Genomic DNA, 19,883 nt, shown 5'->3' on the forward strand with positions numbered 1-19,883 from the left:
CCAGAAGGGCGAGGCGGGCACCAGCCTCTGGGAGGTTATGTAGTCGTAGTAGAGCCGCGCCCGCCCCAGCTCCCTGGCCACCGCGGTGGCGACGCGCCACGCCGCCATGGAGGGGGTCTCCGCGATTTTAAACGACCCGTCGCGGAGGGCGTAGTTGCCGTTGGTGAAGAGCCTCACCGCGTTGTAGCTGAGGGCTCTGTCGAAGTCGGGCCTGGGCTCGAAGGCGGAGAGGAGCTCAAGGGCCTCCCGCTTCAAGATGCCGGCGTCTACAAGCCCTCTGAACCTCGCCACGGCCCTCTCGCCGTAGCCGGACTTGGTCTTTAGGTAGTCCCTGCCCAGCGCTTCTTTGTACACCCTCCCCATGAGGTGGGACTTGGCCACCAGCGCGAGCTCCGGCCTGTCAATTGCCTTCTTCAGCAACTCCAGTTGCACCATGTCGGCGAGCTCCCACGAGCCGACGTCGCGGCTTACCGCTATGCTGACTTCGCCGTTTACCTCCACCCCCACGTCGGAGGCGGCTCTCTGCACCGAGAGCTTGAGCTTGTTGAGGGATAAAGGCTCCAGCCTGCCGTCGAGCTTCGCGACTGAAGGCATGGTATATTCCTCATTTTTTCTATTTATTCGCGGCAGTTAGAAAATGTAGCGGGGGGAGCTGGCTGAAATTTATTATGCCTGTATTAAGGAGGTGAATTCTGCGTCGCTTTGGATTATCTGCTGCTCCTCGGCGACTCTGTCCATGTATCTACGCCCCGCCTCTCTCAGCACTGCGTATACTGAGTCAACTACTTCTTCACGTGTCTCGGGGACTGGGTGGGGGAGGCCGAGTCTGCCGACTGTGGCTTTTGCCAGTAGCCACATCTTGATGTGGCTCTTCTCGACCTCCTCCACGTCGATGCCTAGCCAGTACATCTCCCTCACGAGGCCGAAGGTGAGTAGCTTCACGAGGTGTTCCCAGTGCTCTGTAAGTATCTCTTCTTCTCTCTCCCTGAGCCTCTGGATTATCTGCGGCGTCTTGTGCTCCTGTCTGTGGAATCTGGCCCGGGAAATCACGGCGGCGAGTTCCGGATCTAGAATCGGCTTTAGTGATTTGTACAGCATGACGGCGGAGAGCAGGGCTTGGCTGGCCATTACGCCCCTAACGGCGTTTTCCACCGCCTCGTCTACGTCCAGCTCCTTCTCGGTCTTGCCGTCTAGGAGGGCTTGGACGTCGCCTGGCTCCACGGGGTCGAGCAACACGAGCCTCTCATTTACAAAGACGGCGGGTACGCTTAGCACGTACTGCCTTAGGTAGGGGAAGTAGGGCACCGTCGCCATTTCGAACTTCAGCCCTGGCGTGCCCCTAAGCGCCTTGTAGAGGGTGTATGACGACTTGCATGTGTGGTGCAACACTATGCGGATCACGGAGGGGGGATTTGTCCCGGTTTAAATCAGTAATCGTTCCCCACGTCACCTCTCGGCTAAGACCAATCTCGTCACCGGCTTAAGTTTTTTAATGGGTATATGTTCTTGTCGCTGTGATATTTAGGAGGCAGAAGCCGAGGCTCACCCCGGTTACGAAGACGGAGGTGGTTAGGAAGCTCCTAGACCTCGCCGTGGTTAAGGCTGGGAACGGCGACAAGGCTGTGTTGGTCTTTTTCGACTTGAGGTGTCCCTTCTGCGCGAGGCTTTACAAAGAGACTGAGGAGATTCTCCTCGACATGGCTAGGAGGGGCCTCATAACCTTCGCCATGTGCGACTACGTGGTGCACAGAGACGCGGAGCCTCTGCATAGGAAGCTGAGGTGCCTCCGCGAGGAGGAGAGGCTTAAGCTCATCAGCGACGTGTACAACGGGAAGAGGGTGGAGGCTGGGGAGTGCCCCGAGGGCAACTTAAGGGAGTGCGAAAGACTGGCGGAAGAGGTGGGGGTCTACGGGACACCCTCCCTCTTGTTTTACGACTTCTCCAAGGGGAGAGGCTATATACACTTCGGCTACATGTCCCCCAGCGACGTGCTCGACGCCATTTCCTCTCTATGATTCTGGGGGAGGTCGCGGGGAGCTACGTCCTGCGTGATTTCTACACCCACCTCCTCTTCGACGTGTCCAACCCACTTGGCGATGTGACTATCATCCCGCCGCCCCCCGGCTCCTCGTACCAATTCGCCGTGTTCGGCGCGGTGGTGGCTAAGATGGGGTACAGGGCCAGGGTGTTGAACCTCCCCACCTGCCGGCGCGCCACGATATCGAGAGTTTTGTCCAACGCGGTTGGGGAGGTGATATATGTCGGCTACGCCCACAGGCTCGCCTACGTGGGGCCCGGGGCTGTGGTGAATCCAGAGGAGCCCACCGTAGAGAGCATACGGCGCGTGGCCAGGGGGAATGCCCAGTTCCGAGTTATGTGGGAGGGGTGTCTAGGCGTCGACGTCCAGCCGAGGGAGGTGGTGGTGCTTGGCCGCCTACCCGAGGCTTTGGGGAGGCTGGAGGTCTGGCTTGCAGAGAGGTTTGGCAGAAGGTAGCTCGTAGACGCCGCCTCTTATCCTCCTCACGCCGTATATCTTCCAGCTCCCTGGGTTAATTATCTTATTCTCCGGGTCTACATAAGGCACGTGGCTGTGGCCGTAGGCCAGCCACACGTCGCCGCCGAGGCCGAGCCTCCTTTTCAAAGCCCTCCCCACGTAGCCCCTCCTGGCGAGATCTAGGAAGTAGGCAACGACGCCGCTTCTCACTACCTTGTCGCCGTGGCTGAGGACGGCCCTGGCGGCGCCCTCTATATAGACCTCTCCGTTGTGCGCCGTCACCTCGACGCCGTCTATGTCGGCCACGAGGGGGCTCGGCAGTATGGGGTCGTGGGAGGAGGAGCTCAGAGCTATGTAGAGGGATCTCGGTCTGAGGCCTAGGATGTCCATGGCCTTGCGTATCAGCCTAATGGCCTCGTCTCGGCTTACCCTTCTATGCTGGTCGTCGAATAGGTCCCCGGTTATGGCGACCTCATCTGGGTTTATAGATTTTAGGCACCTCCTGAGATCTTGTATCTTGGAACGCCGCGATCCTATGTGAACGTCGCCGAATACAATCACGCCGGACGAAGGCAACGGCTTTAAAAACAAAACCTATTTAGTAATATATATAACTGGGCCACTTCTATGCTCCATGCGTAGAGTGGCCATCATAGGGGCCGCCGGGAGGGACTTCCACGTCTATAACACAGTCTACCGAGGCTCGCGGGAGTACAGAGTGGTGGCTTTTTTAATGACCCAGATCCCCATCCCAAACAGGAGGTACCCCCCGTCCCTCTCCGGGGTGCCCGAGGGCATCCCCATATACACGTGGAGTTCGTACGAGGAGCTGACGCGCTACCTCAGGGAACTCAGAGTGGATGAAGCCGTGCTGGCCTACAGCGACCTCCTGTACGAAGAGGTGGGGCACATAATCTCGGCCGTTCTCGCCAGCGGGGCCACGTTTAAAATACACGGGCCGGGCGACACCTATCTCGACTCTATAAAACCGGTGTTCGCAGTCACCGCGACTAGGACTGGCGCCGGGAAGTCCACCGTGTCTAGGGAGGTTGTGAGGGAGCTCGCGGCACGCGGCCTCAAGACGGCTGTGGTTAGGCACCCCATGCCGTATAGAGACTTGGAGGAGGGGGTCGTGGAGGTCTTCACCAAGCCCGAGGATTTAGACAAGCTGACTTTTGAGGAGAGGGAGGAGTACGAGCAGTATGTGGAGATGGGCGTCCCCGTGCTGGCGGGGGTTGACTACGGCCAGGTGTTGAGGGAGGCCGAGCGCCGCGGCGACGTGGTGCTGTGGGACGGCGGCAACAACGACTTTCCCTTCTTCAGACCCAGCTTCATGGTTGTGGTTACAGACGCCCGCCGGCCCGGACACGAGGTGGGGTCCTTCCCCGGGGAGGTCAACCTACGTATTGCAGACGCAGTGATAATAACCAAGGTCAGCGACGCCGGGAGGGAAAACGTCGAGAGAGTGGTGGCCAACGTGAAGAGGGCGAATCCTAGGGCGTCGATTACAAAGGCCGATTTAGAGGTCTCGGTGGATAGAGACATATCGGGCAAGAGGGTTCTAGTCGTGGAGGACGCCCCCACGGTGACGCACGGCGGGTTGCCCTACGCCGCGGGCTACATCGCCGCGGTTAAGTACGGCGCCGAGGTGGTGGACCCCCGGCCGTATGCCGTCGGCGTGGTTAAGAAGATATATGAGAGCTACAGCACGGGGCCTGTGTTACCCAGCCTGGGCTACACCCCGGAGCAGAGGAGGGATCTCGAGGAGACTATCAGGAGGGTGCCGGCGGATGTTGTGCTACTGGCCACGCCCGCCAGAGTGGAGAGAGTTGTGAAGATCGACAAGCCCACCGCCAGGGTTTACTGGAGTTTAAAGGTGGTGGAGGGGCCCACGGTCAAGGAGTTGGTGGATGTGTTTCTCGAAAGGGCTTCTCTACGCTAGCCGTATTTCGCCCACCGGGGCGCCTCCAAGGAGGGAGAAGAGGTTCCTGAGGTAGCGGGCCGTCTCCACAAGCCTCTCTTCCCCGATCCCGGCGACCCCCGCGACGACCACTAGTATATCTCTAGTGGACTCCTCAATTTTCGTCTCTACGCCGTCTCTATAGGGGTATATGTGGAGGATCTGGCTGTCTGAGGCGAGAACTATCTGGTTGTCGAGCTCTATTGGAGAGCCGCCGATTGGGCGGAAGACCTCCCCCTTCCGTGAGAATCTTATTCTCAAAACCCCGCCCCTTATCTTAGCTATGTCGTAGAGGCCGATGGGGACCATGTATTTTATCGACGCCGCGTTTCCCGCGTCGACTGCTGGGTTTATCCTCGGTAGCGGCTCGCCCCGTAGCACCCTCCTAAGGAGGGCCTCCTGGGCCGGCCGTTGCTTAGTGGGGTCTATTCCGAGGACTCTCCAGTAGAAGTCGCGGTACGCCCTAATTATTAGGTGATCTTTCAACGTGTCGAGGGACAGCGTGCGCCTAACCTCCTCGACCACCCGCCTGACCTCCTCCTCTAGCTGGGGGACGTATCTCGTGTTGTCAACGCCCGCGACTACGTCGTAGGCCACATAGACGCCGAGGTTTCTAACCTCGTTCACAATTTCCATATCCTAGAGCCAGCTCTGTATCTCGGCGAGGGCTTTCTTCACTTTTTCAAGCTTCTCTCTCAGCTCCGCCACCTCCCTTCTGCACTGCTCGGCGAGCTCGGGCGGTAGCTCCACTCTAAAGCCTTCTTTCAACAGCTTTTCATACACCTTCGCCACCAGCTGACCTGCCTTCGTCTCACCTTTGAGATGGCGCCTTACTGTGGCCTCGGAGACTCCCAGCTCCTCAGCTATCCTAGAGGGGGGCATCCCCGCCCTCTCCCTGGCGAGGGCGGCCGCCGCCACGTAGAGGGAGTCAACCCACGTAACTCTCTGCGCAGGGTCCTTGACGGCCTCCACAGTTTCTCTGTCGTAGAGCGACATTACTAACAGGGCTGACTCCAGTCTTCTAATATCCTCGCGGCTGGCCGGCTTTAGGGGGATCTCGGCCATAGGCGGCTCTACTCCTCCTCTACTTCAATTTTTCTGGGGGCTGGCTGCCTCTCGGCCTCCTCGACGGCTTTCTTCATGGCCTCCACCTCTTCCTTGGGGAGAGGTTCGAATCTCACGGCGCTTCCAGCGAATTTGATGTATCTGTCCCAGAGTATCTCGATGCCGTTGTCTCTTATCTCCATGGGGTGCCGCACCATGGAGTGTTTGGTGTCCCGCATCTTCCAGATAATTACCGAGCGGTACAGCCTCCCGTCGACTTCGTCTAGGTCGAGCCTTATGATGCCGTCCACCGCGTGCTCAACGCCGGGGCCGCCGAAGCCGCGCTCGCCGACTGAAACCTGCGACACGAAGAACGCCGTGCAACCGAGCCCCGCTATTACCCGTTTCAGAGTCATGATGGTGCCACGCGCCGTGGCTGGCTTCGTCAAGTATAGCGTGGAGACGGAGTCTACCACCACGCGCCGCGCCCCCGTGTCTCTAATCGCTTGGCGGAGCGCGTCGCTGAGCTCGTACACGTCGTCTACCTGCTTCACCACGTACCTCTCCCTCTGCGCCGCGGCCCCCACGCCGCCTGTGAAGGCGTCTATCACTGCGAACTTCCCCTCCCGCTCGTACTGAGAGATGTCCCAGCCGAAGTGCTTGAAGGAGCGGCGCACGGCGACTGGATGCTCTTCGAGAGCGACGAACACGCCGGCTTCCCCCCTCTTCAAGCCGTTGAATAGAAACTGCTTCCCCAGGATGGACTTCCCCGTGCCGGGACCCCCGCTCAGCAACACCACGGCCCTCTCCGGGACCCCGCCGTAGAGAACCTCGTCGAGCCCCGGCACATAGGTCCTAACTCTGGGTACAGCCATGTGGAGTCCGGAGACCCAATTCTAAAATTTTAATACCTAGGCGCTCTCTACACAAATGTCAAAGGAGTCGCGGGTTAAAGATCTCTCGCTGGCGGGGCGCGGCAGGGAGCAGTTGTACTGGGCTGAGCGCAATATGCCTGTGTTGATGGAGATAAGGAAGAGGTTTGAGAGGGAGAAGCCGCTCTCCGGGCTGACAGTCGCGGCGTGTCTCCACGTGACTAAGGAGACGGGGGTCCTCGTGCGCACGCTCGCGGCGGGCGGAGCCCGGGTGGTGCTCATACCGTCTAACCCCCTGTCGACGCAGGACGAAGTCGCCGCGGCGCTGGCCCAGGAGGGCGTCTACGTCTACGCCTGGAGGGGCATGTCGGAGAGGGAGTACTACAACGCCATCGGGTTCGCGCTTTCTTTCAACCCGGCCATAACTCTCGACGACGGCGCGGACCTCACGGCTACGATACACAAAATCAGGTACGGAGTGAGAGACCAGTCTATTGAATACGTCTACGAGGTGGCGGGGCCCCTCGACGGGGAGAGGCTGGTGTCCGGCCTTAGAGGCGGGACTGAGGAGACGACGACCGGCGTCATTAGGCTCCGCGCTTTGAAAAACGCGGGGAAGCTCGTCTACCCCATAATCGCCGTGAACGAATCCTACACCAAGTACCTATTCGACAACCGCTACGGCACAGGCCAATCGACGTGGGACGGCGTCATGAGAGCCACAAACCTGCTGGTGGCTGGGAAGAACGTGGTGGTGGCTGGCTACGGCTGGGTGGGCAGGGGGATTGCCATTAGGGCCAGGGGGCTGGGCGCCAGGAGGGTGATAGTCGTCGAGGTGGACCCAATAAGGGCGCTGGAGGCGGTGTTCGACGGCTTTGAGGTTATGCCGATGGACAAGGCGGCTGAGGTAGGCGACATATTCATAACTGCCACTGGCAACATCAGGGCCGTCAGCCTCGGCCACATATTCAAGATGAAAGACGGCGCGGTTCTCGCAAACGCGGGCCACTTCAACGTAGAGATAGACGTCGCGGGGCTTGAACGCGTGGCCGTGGCTAAGAAGACGATTAGGCCGTATCTAGAGGAGTACACCCTCCCAAACGGCAGGAGGGTCTATCTCATCGGCGAAGGCCGCTTGGTGAACCTAGTCGCCGCCGAGGGACACCCCTCGGAGGTGATGGACCTCTCCTTCGCCAACCAGGCCCTAGCCGCCGAGTACATAGCTAAGAACAAGCTGGCTGTGGATGTCTACAAGCTACCCGACGAGATAGATAGAGAGGTGGCCAGGCTCAAGCTTAAGACCATGGGCGTGGAGCTGGAGGAGCTCACAGAGGAGCAGAGGCGCTACATATCGAGCTGGGAGTTGGGGACGTAAGATTTTATTTCCCGGCCTATATCCATGGCGTGATGTCAACTCTGGGGTCTGATGCGTGATGCCACTGACCTGCTCTGACACCTCTTCAACATTTCTCTATAGAGGCCGGCCCTGCGCTTAGCCTCTCTAATCTTCTTCTTAAGCCCCGCCATGTCGCTCGGCGCCAAACCCGCCGCTTTAAGCTCCCTATACAGCGCTCTGAGCCTTTCACCTTCTTGGAGATATCGCTCGGCGAAGCTCCTAATCCTCGCGCACTCCAGCTCCTCCAGGTTGTCGTCAGACTGCGTCTCTATGCCGAGCAACCTCTCGACACCGCTCTGCGTGGCCCCCAGCAGGCTCCTCACCTTTTCCACATCTATACCCCCCAGGTAAGGCCCCAGCCTCTCGATTAGATATTCTACCTCCATAGCCTCTCCACTATCCTCTTCCCAACGTACTCTGGGTCCTCCACTATCTCCTCCTCATCCACATCTTTCTCGACGAGTTCTTCCACGGGCGCCGTGGGCTCCGCCGGCACCTCCTCGACCTCGTCTACCCGGGCCCACCTCCTGGGGTTCTCGCCGCGGCTTAGATCTATCGCGAGGAGGGCCGCGAGGTGTCTAAAACTCTCGTCGTCTAGAGAACCCCTTAGCTTGTACAACAACATCATTTTCTTCAGGGGAGGCATCCGCGTCAGTCTGGGGAGCAGTACCTCGAGCTCTGCCACCGCCACGTAGTTACGTGAAGCTGTTGATATAAGTGCTGTAGTTACAATATGGCTTGGGGGGTGTGGACCGAAACTACACCACTATAGAGGCTAGGTTGGCGATTGTGGGCCACCTCAGGGTGGCCTCCATCGCCACGGGGCCGTGGATCTCAGACCCCTTGGGATCCCCCTCGGGCGTCACTATCACGACGGCGTTGTCCTCAAACGCGACCCACGTCCCGTCGGGCCTTCTGTAGGGCCTCCTCTGCCTCACCACGATGGCTCTGAATATCTGCTTCCTAAGCTCGGGCTTGCCCTCCCTCACCACGACGACCACCATATCCCCCACCCCGGCGCCGGGGATCCTCCTGTGGACAGTCTTGGAGTAGTGCCCCACTACTCCAATTACGCGCACTAGCTTAGCCCCCGAGTTGTCGGCCACGGGCACTAGGCTGTTCATGAATATGCCCGGCGTTACGTGGAATCTGTACGGCACGCCGACTGTTCTCTTGCCGCCGCGTTTTGCCATAGCCCCTCAACTCACCGGTGTTTATATACTTTCCACCGGCTCAGCCCGTCCGTCGGCGCTCACCGCTCGGCCACCAACGCACTCATCACCCAAGGCCAGGTACACACCACTACTTATCCCTTTTTCCAGGTGAGGAGAATCCCCACGTTGCTGGTCAGCTTGATAGACAGCTTGTTCTTCTCTAGGAGGGGGGGTAGCGGCGTCTTCGGCGGCTGGCCGCCGTAGTAGAAGTAGAGGTAGCCGAGGTCCTCTGGGTTGACGCCGAGCGCTTGCGCCGTCGCGTTGTCCACCTCGGCGCAGTTGTCGCCCATCACCACCACCCCCCAGTAGCGCTGGAACCCCTTTATTGGGCCGTCTCCCTCAATTATAAACTTCCCCTCGGCGATGCAGAGCGTGTTCTTCTCAAGTCTGTATATGTCTGCTATGTATTTATACAGCGGCCTAAACCCCTCGTAGAGATTCTGGGCGTCTTTAGGCTCCAGCACGTGAAGCGCGGCGGTGGGCGTGGTTAGGTAGAGAATTGTCTGCGGGTGGCTGACGGGTATAGCCACGACGATTTTAAGAAGCGACTCATCGAAAGCGGCCTCCAGCGCCCTGACCTTGATTTTCGAGCCGCGGGGGGACTCCAGCTCCAGCCTGTAGCCAGCGCTTTGATGGGGCTGCACTATCTTCGCCCCATACCTCCCAGCCATTTTTTCGAGGCCCATGATCTTAACCGCCTTTTCGAAATACGACTTAGGCATTGAGAAGGTTATGGAGACGTCCCTCCCCTGGAGGGCTTGGAGAATCGCCTCGACGAACTCGGGCCGGGGGTTGGCTTGGGATGGTATGTAGCTGTGCACCGCCAGGACAATCATCGCGTCTTTCTTCGGTATTGGAAGCGCGCTGTCCGCGGCGTATGCCTCGACCACGACGAAAGTACCGCACATAAATAAATACGTTAGCCCCTAGAAGCCGTGTCTGTGGGGCTCTGAGGGCTTCACCACCTCTCTTAAAAAGACCGTGGCGTAGCTACCCCGCGGCAAGACTAGGCGCACAGTTACGTCGCCCCCCTCGACGCTGTAGGCGTAGCCGCCGGGGCGGAGCCCGGCGCGTCTATAGCTCCCATACGCCTTTAGCCCACGCGGCATTTTTAGAAACATACCAGCGTCGACGCCCTCACTCTTTAAGACTCTCAACATGGCGTCGCCCACCCTCCCCCTGGGCATTCTGACGCCGGCGCCGGGCACCGGCACAACCACCTCGCCGCCGAGACCCACCGTGTAGTAGACGACCTGGCCGTTAAGCTCCACCAAGTCCCCTTCCACCGGCTTGTCGAGGGGGCCTAGCTCCATTCTAGCCGAGAGGAGGCGGTTGTAGAGATAGGACTGGGCGGCCTCGACGTAGATCCTTAGTATCTGCAACGGAATGGCCATGATGGAGTTCCACATATCGTACCCAGCCGCCAGCCTCCTCAAGAGAGCCCTCTCCTCGACGAGCTTCTTAGGGAAGGACTCCAGCGCCCTCTGGTACTCCCCCCTGCAGGCGAGCTCCCTCGCCCTCTTAGCCGCCTCCGACTCGTGGGGAAACACCCGGCAGAACATGATCTCGAAGAAGGCTTGGGGATCCTTCCTCAGCAGAGCCATGCCCAAGTGGTGGGTGACCGGCCGGATGGTGCCGAAGCGCTGGTAGCCGTAGTAGTTGGGAACCGCCACGCTTTTCAACAGCTCAAGCGTCTCTCTGGCGCAGTCCACCCTCTCGACGCCCCGTATCACTATCGTGAAGCGGTTGCCGTAGATCTCAGCTGGCGAAATCGGCCTATCCATGGGCCAGGCCCCCAGATACTCCACGCCGGGTATCTTCGGCAGATCGGCGACGGGGCCGCGGACAGACACAATCTGCGACGCCACCGCCCTCGTGTCTTTAATCCCCCCCACAGACACGTCGCGGGGGCCTAGGCCAAGCGCCTTCGCCAGCCTCAGCACTAGGCGTATAGTGTCGACGTTGCGCTTGACGACGTGTATCCAGGTCCACCCCCCCACTCTGGGCCTCAGCTCGACGCCCCCGAGGGCCACCACTGTGCCGTCCGCCAGGACCTCCTCCACCACGAAGTCCTCCGCGCTCTGCTTAATCACGCCCCCCGACGGGCATGTGTCTGTGACGTAGTAATACATGCCGAGGGATTTGTCAAAGGGCGGGGCCTCCAGCACGGGGGACACCGCTTTTTGTTATAAATACGTGTCGCAACCTCCACATGGCCAAGGTCTACCTCGGCCCCGCCGGCATTCCCCAGTTTGTTGTGAAGGCTAAGTCCACGCTTGAGGCAGTCCGCGTCGTGCGGGAGCTTGGGCTGAACGCCATGGAGGTGGAGTTTGTGCAGGGCGTTAGGATGTCGAGGGACCTCGCCAAGCAGGTGGGCAAGGCGGCTCGGGATTTCGACGTGAAGCTCTCCGTACACGCCCCCTACTTCATAAACCTCTGCTCAGAAGAGGCTGATAAGGTGGAGAAGTCGCGCCAGAGGTTGGTGGATTCGCTGGACCGGGCGTACTACATGGGCGCCTGGGTGGTGGTGGTGCACGCCGCGTACTACGGCAGGCTGGGCCCCGAGAGGTGTTTTGAGAAAGTCCGCGAGGAGTTGGAAAGGGCGTATAGGGAGTCCGGCATTGGCTCTGGGGTGTATATAGGAGTCGAGGTGACGGCGAGGACAAACCAGTTTGGAAGCGTCGAGGAGGCGTTTAGACTCGCGAAGGAGCTCCCCTTCGTCACCCCCGTCGTCGACTGGGGCCACCTGTATGCGAGAAACGGCGGGGTTATAAACTACGGAGAGGTGCTGGATCTCTGGACGAGGGAGTTCGGAGAGATGCATATGCACACCCACTTCACCTCAGTGCGGTATAGAAACGGCAAGTTTGTAGATGAGCACGAGCCTATTGAGCGCAACATGCCGCCTTTCGAGCCCCTCGCCAGGGAGCTAAAGGGGAGGGACGTGACGATTACGTTGATATGCGAGTCCCCCCTCCTGGAAAAAGATGCCCTCTTGATGAAAGAGGTGCTGGAGGAGGTCGGCGTGTCTCTAGCCTAGAGAGGCTTCTTCAACTCGTAGGGCTTCCAGCCCAGCTCTTCCCTGAATTTGTTTATCAGCTCTATGGACTTCAGCTTCTCCTCTCTTGGCATGTCTTTTTTCTTCAACATGCCCATGAATAGGGCGTACAGCCTAGCGTTTATGACCTTGGGCGACAGTCCGTACTCCATATCTTCCCTAAGCTCCTCTAGTATCTCCCTCACCTCTTCGGCGTTTGAGAGCCCCTTGCCTCCGATATCTTTGACCTTCCTGCCGAGGTAGAGGCGCCCCCTCTCCACCACCACGGTCTTTCCGTCTTCAAAAGTTATACGCCCCTTGAACACCCTGTCGTAGAACTGCCACGCCTCCGCCGCCTCGGGTTCGAGCTTCCTCAGCCTGGTGAGGACAAATCTCCTAATCTCGTCTGTGGATATCCTCCCCCTCTTCTTCACCCACTCGTCCAGCTCCTTGACGATTTCCCGCGCCACCTCGTCGGAGGCGCCGGCGTCTCTCAGGGCGTTGTACACCTTCTCGCTGAGGTACTCCTCCTCCCTCCCAGACCTCTTCACCACCCTAACCATGGCTCATCCACCTACTAGTTTTAAATGTTGACTGTCTACATAGACGTGAAGAAGGTACTCACAGCCTTTGACCTGCTGGCCTCCGTGGCAGAGATGTCGAGGCTGGCTGGGAGCAAGCTTGAAAATATCTACAGGACGGGGGCTGGGTTTCTCTTTAAATTCGCCGGCGGCTTCGTCGCCGCCACGAGGTTCAGGACGTCTCTCACGGGGGTTGTACCTGAGAAGACGCATGAGGGGGCGGAGACGCTTAGGGGGCTTTTCCGCGACGAGAGGCTGGTGGAGGTGGCGATGCCTCGCTTCGACAGGCTGGTCGAGCTTGTATTCGCCACGGGCAAGATTGTGGTGGAGCTTCTTGAACCTTTCAACATGGTGGCCGTGCGGGACGGAAGGGTGGTGTGGCTGATGCACAGCTACAGAGCCAGGGACAGAGTCCTCGCGCCGGGCGCGGCCTACGCCTACCCCCCGGCGGCGTTTATAGACGTGCTGAGGGCGGGGGTGGACGAGCTCGAAAAGGCCGTAGACCCCGGCGATCTGCGGCGGAGTTTAATAAGGCGGCTCGGCACAGGCCCCGAGCTCGCGGATGAGCTAATCGCCCGGGCCGGCCCCTCGCCCAGGTCAATCGCCGAGGAGTTCAAGAGGCTTGTAGAGGCCGTGCGTTCAGGAAGGCTGGAGCCCACAGTCTGCATCAGAGGCGGGGCCGCGGTCACCGTCTTGCCCATCAAGCCGGTGTCTCTGCAATGCGACGAGTATAGACATTTCGACAGCTTCTGGTCGGCTCTGGACTTCTACTTCACGCCGATGGAGCTCGAGTCAGCCGCCGCAGACGCGACACAGGCGATCGTCCAGAGGCGCAGGAGGCTCGAAGCCTCTATTAAGGAGCTGGAGGGGAAAATTCCTGAATACAGAAGCGAGGCCTCTAGGCTGAAGACTCTGGCCCACAGATTGCTCATGTACAAAGTTGAGATCGAAGAGGCGCTTAGAGGCGGCGAGTCTAGTATACGTATAGTAGACGTAGACGGCAGGAGAGTAAAAATAGAGTTGCCAGAGGGGGAGTCCGTGAAGCTTGTGAGGGGCGTTTCCCTGGGTAGATATATATCACAACTATTTGAAGAGGCCAAAGAGCTGGAGGAGAAGGCGCAGAAGGCGGCGCAAGTGCTCGAGAAGCTTAGGAGAGATCTCTCTAAGCTGGAGGAGGAGCAGCGCCGGGAGGAGGAGAGGCTGAAGGCGTCTGCCAGAGCCGTCGCCAAGAAGAGCTGGTTTGAGAAATTTCACTGGACCGTCACCACCGGCAAGAGGCCTGTGATCGGGGGGAGAGACGCCTCGCAGAACGAGTCTGTGGTTAGGAAATACCTCAAGGACCACTACCTCTTCTTCCACGCAGATATACCTGGGGCATCGGCGGTCGCCGCCCCGCCGATGGAGGATCCCCTTGAGCTGTTGCAGGTGGCCCAGTTCGCCGCGGCGTACAGCAAGGCGTGGAAAATAGGGATACACGCCGTGGACGTCTACTACGTGCGGGGCGAGCAGGTGTCGAAACAGCCCCCCTCCGGCCAGTATCTGGCAAAGGGCTCCTTTATGATCTACGGGAAGAGGGAATACGTGAGAAACGTCCGCATGGAGCTGGCTGTAGGCTGTAGGAGGGACGGCGAGGTTTATAGAGTGGTCGCCGCGCCGCCGAAGGCCGCCCCCCTACTCGCCGAGAGATACGTCGTGGTGACCCCGGGCAACAAGGAGAAGGGGAAGCTGGGCAAGGAGCTGGCCCAGAGGTGGGGAGGCTGTAGGGAAGAGGACATCGTGGCGGCGTTGCCAGGCCCCTCAAGAGTTTTAGAGGAGGGCCGCGGCAATCCGTTGCCGTGGGAAGAGGTGGAGCAAATTTTCGCCACTTGGTGAGCCCTACCCAGCGAGCCTTCTAAATAGCAACCTCATTACGACACATGAAAAGTAGAGAGTAGAGGAGTCAAGAGTAGCTACCAGGGGCACGTTCCACCTTTCATAGACGTCAAAGCCGGCGCGAAAAGCCGACAGCACGAAGCCTCCGGAGAGCCAATCTAAAAACGCCAGAAGTACTATGTGTAGCCAGAGAGCACCCACTACAAAGAGGAGGCCCCGGAACCAGCCGTAGATCCTAGACGCAGAGTATACCAACAGCGCCAGATATGCCAAGGGGGAGAGGGCGTACCATAGGTAAAGAGGCTGGGCCAGAGGCGCCAAGGCTAGCGGCAACGCCATCAGACCCGCGGCTAATATCAAGCCGCGGGAAAGCACTAGAAAAGACATGAAGAACAACACCCAGAGAAATACAACTCCAGAAATGAACAGGGCCACTAAGGGAGACCACGGCCAGAAAACCCACAAAGAGGAGAATAGGATTAACACAAACATAAAAAAGGCGGGCGATTTACTCATAGATGACACCCAGTAGACTTTATCTATATATCTCCGTGTCTTGTGTCTGCCCTCTAAACATCCAATTCTTCACTGTCGCGTGGAGTTGCGCGCCGTAGTTAGAGTCGGGTTGTACATACGCCTTGAAATTGGGCTGGGCACAGAAACCGTCTAGACAAATTTGTCTAACCACTAGCTCTGTTGGCCAGATCCTACCTGTTAAAGACGGGATCTTCAACGGGGCGACGATAGTATCGGAGTTCACATCAGTCCCCCAGCCCCTCTGATATTTAATTTTTATATTGTAGCTGTCCAACTGCGTTACTCTAACCGTGTCGCCTGCGCTCTGCAAGCCTTGGCCTATGGCAAATGATAGTAGAGTCCACCACCTTCCCCCGATACCCACTACCCCTAGTATGAAATCAACAGCGTCTTTAACTCTCTGGGCTATTTCAACCCATTGAGGCGGAGCCATAGACACATACGTGTTTGATACTATGTACCCCTCGGAGGAAATATCGGCGCCGCTCAGATCAATTGGCGAGTATAAATACAGCTCAGCCTTCTTTACATACACTACGCTGTTTAGTCCGGGGTAGACGAATCTACCGGAGATAGTCAGCACCACTCTGCCTATCCACTGGCCAGGTGAATTTGGCCTAACGGTCACTAGGCCGTGGTATATGCCGGGGGCGGCGGACGGCGATGTGGGAGCGGCGTATAGCTCATAAGCAGAGGACAGAAACGGATTCCTCCAGGCGCCGTCGATTGCGTCTGGCCTTGTTTTCCACTGCTCTGCCCACCTCCAATATCTAAAGGCGTCGGCGTCGTTCAGGTAGATCGACTTCACATAAGGCGTTGAGCCATCTGTGTATTTGATATCCACCACCCAAGCGAGACCGCTGGCGAAGGACTTGGCGTAGGAGTATTCTGTTTGGAAAGCTGATTGGCTTACTGTGCTTAGCGCTATGTTGTATATACATGTTAAACCATTGTATTGACCACTGTAAATATAAGTTCCGCTAGAGGATAAACCGTTTATTCTAAAGGTTGTTGACATATCTTTACACACACCATTAACAGGAACTGTGGATATTGTAAGTGATAGGGATGATGACAGCGTCCCAGCTATGTAGCCGTCATATGCTATGTAGGGGCCTATGACAATACGTCCCACGTAGTTATTTACTGAGTAGTTGCTGGCGCCGGCGATTCTAGCCACGAACTCTCCAATTTCAAAACCGTATCTATAAGTCCTACTGTAAATGAGAGAGCCGTTTACACCGACTACGGGATTGCCACTGAAATTCTTTACGTTTAGATATACAAATACCGCGAGCTGGTCGACGCTGTTGGCGGGGTTAACAAGATCTACCCAATATCTAGTTCTATTAGCTAGCGTAAAGCTTCGGCTTCCTAAATAAATACATCGATCATCTACCACCTTATATACCTCTACAACAAGATCGGCGCTGATAGTCCCGCCCTTTATTATAGTTCCTAAAGCGAGGCTTCTAGCATCGTAACCGACATAGGACGCCGTTGGCAGATTTGTGCACGGGCCCACGTTTCCGTATCTCGGTATAGTAACTGATCCAGTTTGAGACACCGCAACTTGTGCGAAGTAGATCCCGCCATATACGTCAAGGGTCGTTCCGACGCCCGGCTTTGGGATCTGCGCCGTGGTGGAAAAAGGCGTTTCAGAAGTTGCGCCTCGTGCCGGAGACTTGTCTTCTACTCTCCTCAGCTCGGCTCTGCCCCTAAACTCCGGCTCGAAACCCAGTTGCTTTAAAACAGCTAGGGCGTCCTCTCTACTATGCGCCATTATGTCGATGATGCCCCCATCAGGTTTTCTAAACACGACGGGGAACACACCATCTGGAGTCTTTAGAAATGCCTCAGCCTTAGCATTGGGATTTGGCCGCGCATCTGCCGGTATAGCAAGTAGAAAGCGCGATCTATCATAAACAGGAACCCTCACAGTCTCGTTAGTGAAGAGAATTAAACCAACCTCAACGTCCCTTGGCACCAGCACTACAACTGCCTGCTCTCCAAGCCTCCAGACAACGCCTGGTATATGCGGCACCTTTTCATCAAATACCTCTACATCGCTTTCAACCTCATAAACATAAACCCTTTGTGCAGTCACCAACACCGTGACCAGCAACAAAAGCAACCACAACCTGCGGCAACTCATTATTTCAGAAACGATAATTAATTAATAACGTTACAACACCGAGATCGCGGTGGGAGTGTACGTGGAGTGTAAGGGGCTCGACAGCGGCGTCCCGGATTGTATCTATGTAGACGCCATGTTGGGCTGGCTGGCCAGGCTGTTGCGCATTCTCTTCGGCGTGAGGGTAGTCTACAGCCCCTCTATAGGCGACTCGGAGCTCGCGGAGACGGAGTGCCTCGTAGTTACGCGAGACGAGGAGTTGTTCAAGAGGAGGAGGGGGCCCGCCATCCTCCTGAAGACGGACAGCCACGTGGAGTGGGTCGCCGTCTTTATCGCCCTCGGCATGAGGCCCTTTGAGAGGTCAAGATGCCCCGTATGCGGCGGCGATTTAGCCGAGGTTGACTGCAGAGAGGCCGAGGCGGCGGTGGGCCACGAAATTAGAAGCGAGAGGTGCTGGCGGTGCGCCGTCTGCGGCCGCTACTACTGGGTCGGCTCGCATTGGCGCAGGCTGAGGCGCTTGGTCGAGGAGGCGGGGGCCGTCAGCGTAGAGTGCCGCCGCAGCGGTTGAGGAGTGTGAGGATGTAGGGCGTGTAGTATAGTATCGAGGTGAGCACCTCGGCCGCGTCAGCTAGTTTCAAAACCTCGCGCAACTGGGCACAGGTGTATAGTCCGCCGCTGTAGATTATAGGCACCTCTCCCCCCGCGAGGCGCCTCGCCCTTTCCAAGAGCTTGACGCCGTATCTATACAGGAGGAGCCCGCTGAGCCCCCCGCGGCCGGTGCTGAGGCGCCTGTCGTCCACGGGTAGTGTGTTGGTCACCACGAGCCCCCACCCCACCTCCCTCACGTACCTAACCACAAGCCTCAAGTCGACCGAGGGGCCGACCTTGACGAACACGGGGAGGCGGATCCCCCCGAGCGTAGGCACGTCCCGCCAAAAGCCCCTATACGTGGGGCTGGATATGTTCACCTCCACGGCGTCTGGCCTGAAGTACCTCTCCAAATAGGCCAGCTGGGCCGCGAAGTCCGAGACGCTGAAGCCGGCCACGCTTATGAAAATAGGGTAGTCCAGCCCAGACAGCCTCGACACCACCCTCGCAATCCCCGGGCTGTTGAGCCCCATGGCGTTCACCATGGAATAGGGCCAAACCCGGGCAACCCTAGGCGGCTTGTTCCCCCTCCGCGCCCGCGGCAGTGTAGAGCCCACCACCAGAAAGCCCGGGCAGAACGACGAGAGGAACCTGGCGTACAGACCCGACTTGTCTAGACCAGCCGCCACGCCCACGGGGCCGCATACCCTAACCCCGCCGATGCTCCACCACCTCTCGCATCGGCAACTGGGAAGTGGAATTGAGAAGAGGAGGGACCCCAGTCTGTGGCTAATCTCTGGATGTACGTAGTGCATAAGCCTGCCAAACGCCGCTAACAGCGCCATTGCGATAGGTACTCCAGAACAGAGCGGCTCCGCTCCTCGCCTATATAGGGCCTGAGCTCCTCCAGAAGCTCCCTCATCTTGTACACGCTGTACACATCCACACCCGCCTCCCTCCTCACGGCGTCGGCGCCGCACTGCTCCCTATCTAGAAAAACCACGACGCCCGCAACAGCCCCGCCGGCGGCCCGGACCGCGTCGACGGCGGACAACACGCTTCTGCCCGTGGTCAACACGTCGTCGACGACGACGGCCCTCATGCCAGCCACGTCGACGCCCTCCACCCGGCGCCCGGTGCCGTAGCCCTTCTCCTCAGCCCTCACATACCCCACAGGCCTGCCGAGCAGGTAGCCGAGGATAGAGGCGTAGGGAATCCCCCCGGTGGCGACTCCCAAGACCGCGTCGAACTCCAGCCTGGAAAGCACAGAGAGGTACCTCTCCACCACCCACCGCAACAGATCGGGATCCCCCAAGACACTCCTCAAGTCCACGTAGAAGGGGCTCTCCAGCCCGCTGGAGAGGCGGAATCTGCCAAACTTGACAACCCCCCTCTCGACCAGCCTCTGTATCATAACAAGTCGCCCAGCTCGTGGTACCGGCCGCAGTAAGCGCAGACGAAGAGAGGCGGCTCCCTCCTGACGAGGAGGAAGGTAGGCTCGGCAGGCTCCCTCGGCGCGTTGGTAATACAGGTCGGGTTCTTACATCTAAACCTCCCCCTTATCACCTCCGGCGGCGTCACTTTAAACTTCTTCACAACCTCGTAGTTACGGACAATGTTTATAGTGGCCGTCGGCGCCACGGCGGAGATAATATTCACCTCATCCGGCGTCAACTCCCTACCCTCGATCTTCACAATATCCTTCCTCCCCAGCTTCCTGGACTCCACGTTCATCACAAGAGCCACACGCAACCCCTCCCTCCCAGTAATCCCCAGCACACGAAGCACCGCCAACGCCCTCCCTGCAGGTATGTGATCGATCACGGTTCCATTCTCGATTTTACTCACAATAAGCTCCTTAGACATCGAACACAGAAGAAAAACAGCCTTTATAAATATACATCAAATCTTTTGACATATGCCCAGCGCTCTGCACACGGGCTCTAGGCGCATTAAGGCGTCAAGGGCGCCGCCAGTGAGGCGTATCTTTCTTTCTACTCTGCTCCACTTCTCTACGCCGAGGGCCTTCAGCACTGCGGCTGTTCTCGTGTAGTCGGCCTCGCGCCCACCCTCCGCGCCGGCGTGTATGATTACGTAGCCCACTATCTCGCCGCCGCTGGTTTTAAAGAGCCTCGCCTCCTTCTCCACCGCGAC

Annotated in this window: 25 protein-coding genes and 1 pseudogene; 8 read left to right on the forward strand and 18 right to left on the reverse strand. The window is 58.3% G+C overall.

The genetic code is table 11. The features are described 5' to 3' along the window. Both ACP5J3_RS03095 and ACP5J3_RS03100 read right to left on the reverse strand, forming a co-directional pair. Positions 1–594 (reverse strand): ribonucleotide reductase N-terminal alpha domain-containing protein (locus tag ACP5J3_RS03095; RefSeq protein WP_428494316.1); only part of this gene is annotated, 594 nt, incomplete at its 3' end. Between the two features lie 72 nt (positions 595–666). After that, positions 667–1,401, reverse strand: coding sequence for a thioredoxin (locus tag ACP5J3_RS03100; protein WP_428494317.1), 735 nt, complete (start codon positions 1,399–1,401; stop codon positions 667–669). A gap of 113 nt (positions 1,402–1,514) precedes the next feature. Between ACP5J3_RS03100 and ACP5J3_RS03105 the strand changes: the two genes are divergently transcribed. Both ACP5J3_RS03105 and ACP5J3_RS03110 read left to right on the forward strand, forming a co-directional pair. Further along, a complete protein-coding gene (locus ACP5J3_RS03105) occupies positions 1,515–2,015 on the forward strand; it encodes a DsbA family protein (RefSeq protein ID WP_014288608.1) in 501 nt (166 codons plus the stop codon). Next, complete coding sequence (locus ACP5J3_RS03110) at positions 2,012–2,494, forward strand: hypothetical protein (protein ID WP_263244155.1); 483 nt, start codon at positions 2,012–2,014, stop codon at positions 2,492–2,494. The genes ACP5J3_RS03105 and ACP5J3_RS03110 overlap by 4 nt, the downstream gene beginning before the upstream one ends. Here the strand turns inward: ACP5J3_RS03110 and ACP5J3_RS03115 are convergent. After that, positions 2,435–3,055 carry a metallophosphoesterase family protein gene (locus ACP5J3_RS03115; protein WP_263244154.1) on the reverse strand — a complete coding sequence of 207 codons (621 nt, stop codon included), beginning with the start codon at positions 3,053–3,055 and terminating at the stop codon, positions 2,435–2,437. The two genes, ACP5J3_RS03110 and ACP5J3_RS03115, sit on opposite strands and share 60 nt — an antisense overlap. 73 nt (positions 3,056–3,128) lie before the next feature. On the opposite strand from ACP5J3_RS03115, the gene ACP5J3_RS03120 reads away from it, so the two are divergent. Further along, positions 3,129–4,436: a cyclic 2,3-diphosphoglycerate synthase gene (locus ACP5J3_RS03120; protein ID WP_428494318.1), complete on the forward strand. Its 1,308-nt coding sequence runs from the start codon at positions 3,129–3,131 to the stop codon at positions 4,434–4,436. On the opposite strand, the gene ACP5J3_RS03125 is transcribed toward ACP5J3_RS03120, so the two are convergent. Genes ACP5J3_RS03125 through ACP5J3_RS03135 form a run of 3 tightly spaced genes read right to left on the reverse strand, consistent with a single transcriptional unit; the run spans position 4,428 to position 6,373 of the window. Further along, the gene (locus tag ACP5J3_RS03125; protein ID WP_428494319.1) at positions 4,428–5,090 is read right to left on the reverse strand and encodes a B3/B4 domain-containing protein; all 663 of its coding nucleotides are present in this window, start codon (positions 5,088–5,090) and stop codon (positions 4,428–4,430) included. The genes ACP5J3_RS03120 and ACP5J3_RS03125 overlap by 9 nt on opposite strands. Positions 5,091–5,093: 3 nt before the next feature. Next, complete coding sequence (locus ACP5J3_RS03130) at positions 5,094–5,519, reverse strand: helix-turn-helix domain-containing protein (protein WP_014288604.1); 426 nt, start codon at positions 5,517–5,519, stop codon at positions 5,094–5,096. 8 nt (positions 5,520–5,527) lie between these two features. Continuing rightward, on the reverse strand, positions 5,528–6,373 hold the full coding sequence (locus tag ACP5J3_RS03135) for a KaiC domain-containing protein (protein ID WP_263244145.1): 846 nt from the start codon (positions 6,371–6,373) through the stop codon (positions 5,528–5,530). Positions 6,374–6,428: 55 nt separating this feature from the next. On the opposite strand from ACP5J3_RS03135, the gene ahcY reads away from it, so the two are divergent. Further along, positions 6,429–7,745, forward strand: a complete 1,317-nt coding sequence (ahcY, locus tag ACP5J3_RS03140; RefSeq protein WP_428494320.1) for an adenosylhomocysteinase — start codon at positions 6,429–6,431, stop codon at positions 7,743–7,745. 35 nt (positions 7,746–7,780) lie between these two features. Here ahcY and ACP5J3_RS03145 read toward each other — a convergent pair whose 3' ends face one another. From ACP5J3_RS03145 to truD, 5 genes are all read right to left on the reverse strand, one after another. Next, positions 7,781–8,152: a hypothetical protein gene (locus tag ACP5J3_RS03145; RefSeq protein ID WP_428494321.1), complete on the reverse strand. Its 372-nt coding sequence runs from the start codon at positions 8,150–8,152 to the stop codon at positions 7,781–7,783. Next, positions 8,143–8,457 (reverse strand): hypothetical protein, encoded by a 315-nt coding sequence (locus ACP5J3_RS03150; protein ID WP_014288600.1) that lies wholly within the window; start codon positions 8,455–8,457, stop codon positions 8,143–8,145. The genes ACP5J3_RS03145 and ACP5J3_RS03150 overlap by 10 nt, the downstream gene beginning before the upstream one ends. Positions 8,458–8,524: 67 nt before the next feature. After that, complete coding sequence (locus tag ACP5J3_RS03155; RefSeq protein ID WP_011009167.1) at positions 8,525–8,959, reverse strand: 50S ribosomal protein L14; 435 nt, start codon at positions 8,957–8,959, stop codon at positions 8,525–8,527. A 113-nt stretch (positions 8,960–9,072) separates the two neighbouring features. Then, positions 9,073–9,870, reverse strand: coding sequence for a DUF362 domain-containing protein (locus ACP5J3_RS03160; protein ID WP_263244132.1), 798 nt, complete (start codon positions 9,868–9,870; stop codon positions 9,073–9,075). A gap of 36 nt (positions 9,871–9,906) precedes the next feature. Beyond that, on the reverse strand, positions 9,907–11,148 hold the full coding sequence (truD, locus tag ACP5J3_RS03165; protein ID WP_428494322.1) for a tRNA pseudouridine(13) synthase TruD: 1,242 nt from the start codon (positions 11,146–11,148) through the stop codon (positions 9,907–9,909). A gap of 44 nt (positions 11,149–11,192) precedes the next feature. On the opposite strand from truD, the gene ACP5J3_RS03170 reads away from it, so the two are divergent. Continuing rightward, on the forward strand, positions 11,193–12,020 hold the full coding sequence (locus ACP5J3_RS03170) for a TIM barrel protein (protein ID WP_428494323.1): 828 nt from the start codon (positions 11,193–11,195) through the stop codon (positions 12,018–12,020). Here ACP5J3_RS03170 and ACP5J3_RS03175 read toward each other — a convergent pair. Then, positions 12,017–12,580 (reverse strand): ATP cone domain-containing protein, encoded by a 564-nt coding sequence (locus ACP5J3_RS03175; RefSeq protein ID WP_428494324.1) that lies wholly within the window; start codon positions 12,578–12,580, stop codon positions 12,017–12,019. The two genes, ACP5J3_RS03170 and ACP5J3_RS03175, sit on opposite strands and share 4 nt — an antisense overlap. Before the next feature lie 45 nt (positions 12,581–12,625). Here ACP5J3_RS03175 and rqcH point away from each other — a divergent pair, with 45 nt between their 5' ends. Further along, a complete protein-coding gene (rqcH, locus tag ACP5J3_RS03180; RefSeq protein ID WP_428494325.1) occupies positions 12,626–14,470 on the forward strand; it encodes a ribosome rescue protein RqcH in 1,845 nt (614 codons plus the stop codon). Positions 14,471–14,473: 3 nt separating this feature from the next. Here rqcH and ACP5J3_RS03185 read toward each other — a convergent pair whose 3' ends face one another. Beyond that, positions 14,474–14,857: a hypothetical protein gene (locus tag ACP5J3_RS03185; RefSeq protein WP_428494326.1), complete on the reverse strand. Its 384-nt coding sequence runs from the start codon at positions 14,855–14,857 to the stop codon at positions 14,474–14,476. On the opposite strand from ACP5J3_RS03185, the gene ACP5J3_RS03190 reads away from it, so the two are divergent. After that, positions 14,856–15,002, forward strand: coding sequence for a hypothetical protein (locus tag ACP5J3_RS03190; RefSeq protein ID WP_428494327.1), 147 nt, complete (start codon positions 14,856–14,858; stop codon positions 15,000–15,002). The two genes, ACP5J3_RS03185 and ACP5J3_RS03190, sit on opposite strands and share 2 nt — an antisense overlap. 3 nt (positions 15,003–15,005) lie before the next feature. On the opposite strand, the gene ACP5J3_RS03195 is transcribed toward ACP5J3_RS03190, so the two are convergent. Continuing rightward, on the reverse strand, positions 15,006–17,162 hold the full coding sequence (locus tag ACP5J3_RS03195) for a hypothetical protein (protein WP_428494328.1): 2,157 nt from the start codon (positions 17,160–17,162) through the stop codon (positions 15,006–15,008). Positions 17,163–17,277: 115 nt separating this feature from the next. Between ACP5J3_RS03195 and ACP5J3_RS03200 the strand changes: the two genes are divergently transcribed. Then, complete coding sequence (locus tag ACP5J3_RS03200) at positions 17,278–17,709, forward strand: Mut7-C RNAse domain-containing protein (RefSeq protein WP_428494332.1); 432 nt, start codon at positions 17,278–17,280, stop codon at positions 17,707–17,709. On the opposite strand, the gene ACP5J3_RS03205 is transcribed toward ACP5J3_RS03200, so the two are convergent. From ACP5J3_RS03205 to ACP5J3_RS03220, 4 genes and pseudogenes are all read right to left on the reverse strand, one after another. Further along, complete coding sequence (locus ACP5J3_RS03205; protein WP_428494329.1) at positions 17,681–18,574, reverse strand: dihydroorotate dehydrogenase 2; 894 nt, start codon at positions 18,572–18,574, stop codon at positions 17,681–17,683. The two genes, ACP5J3_RS03200 and ACP5J3_RS03205, sit on opposite strands and share 29 nt — an antisense overlap. Continuing rightward, entirely contained in the window at positions 18,562–19,143 is a 582-nt protein-coding gene (pyrE, locus tag ACP5J3_RS03210) for an orotate phosphoribosyltransferase (protein ID WP_428494330.1), read from the reverse strand. Before pyrE ends, ACP5J3_RS03205 begins: the two co-directional genes overlap by 13 nt. Further along, positions 19,140–19,595, reverse strand: coding sequence for an aspartate carbamoyltransferase regulatory subunit (pyrI, locus tag ACP5J3_RS03215; RefSeq protein WP_428494331.1), 456 nt, complete (start codon positions 19,593–19,595; stop codon positions 19,140–19,142). Before pyrI ends, pyrE begins: the two co-directional genes overlap by 4 nt. A gap of 36 nt (positions 19,596–19,631) precedes the next feature. Beyond that, a pseudogene (locus tag ACP5J3_RS03220) lies at positions 19,632–19,883 on the reverse strand (hypothetical protein); the annotation flags it as partial.

The sequence above is a fragment of the Pyrobaculum sp. genome (assembly GCF_049971835.1).
Lineage (GTDB): Archaea > Thermoproteota > Thermoprotei > Thermoproteales > Thermoproteaceae > Pyrobaculum.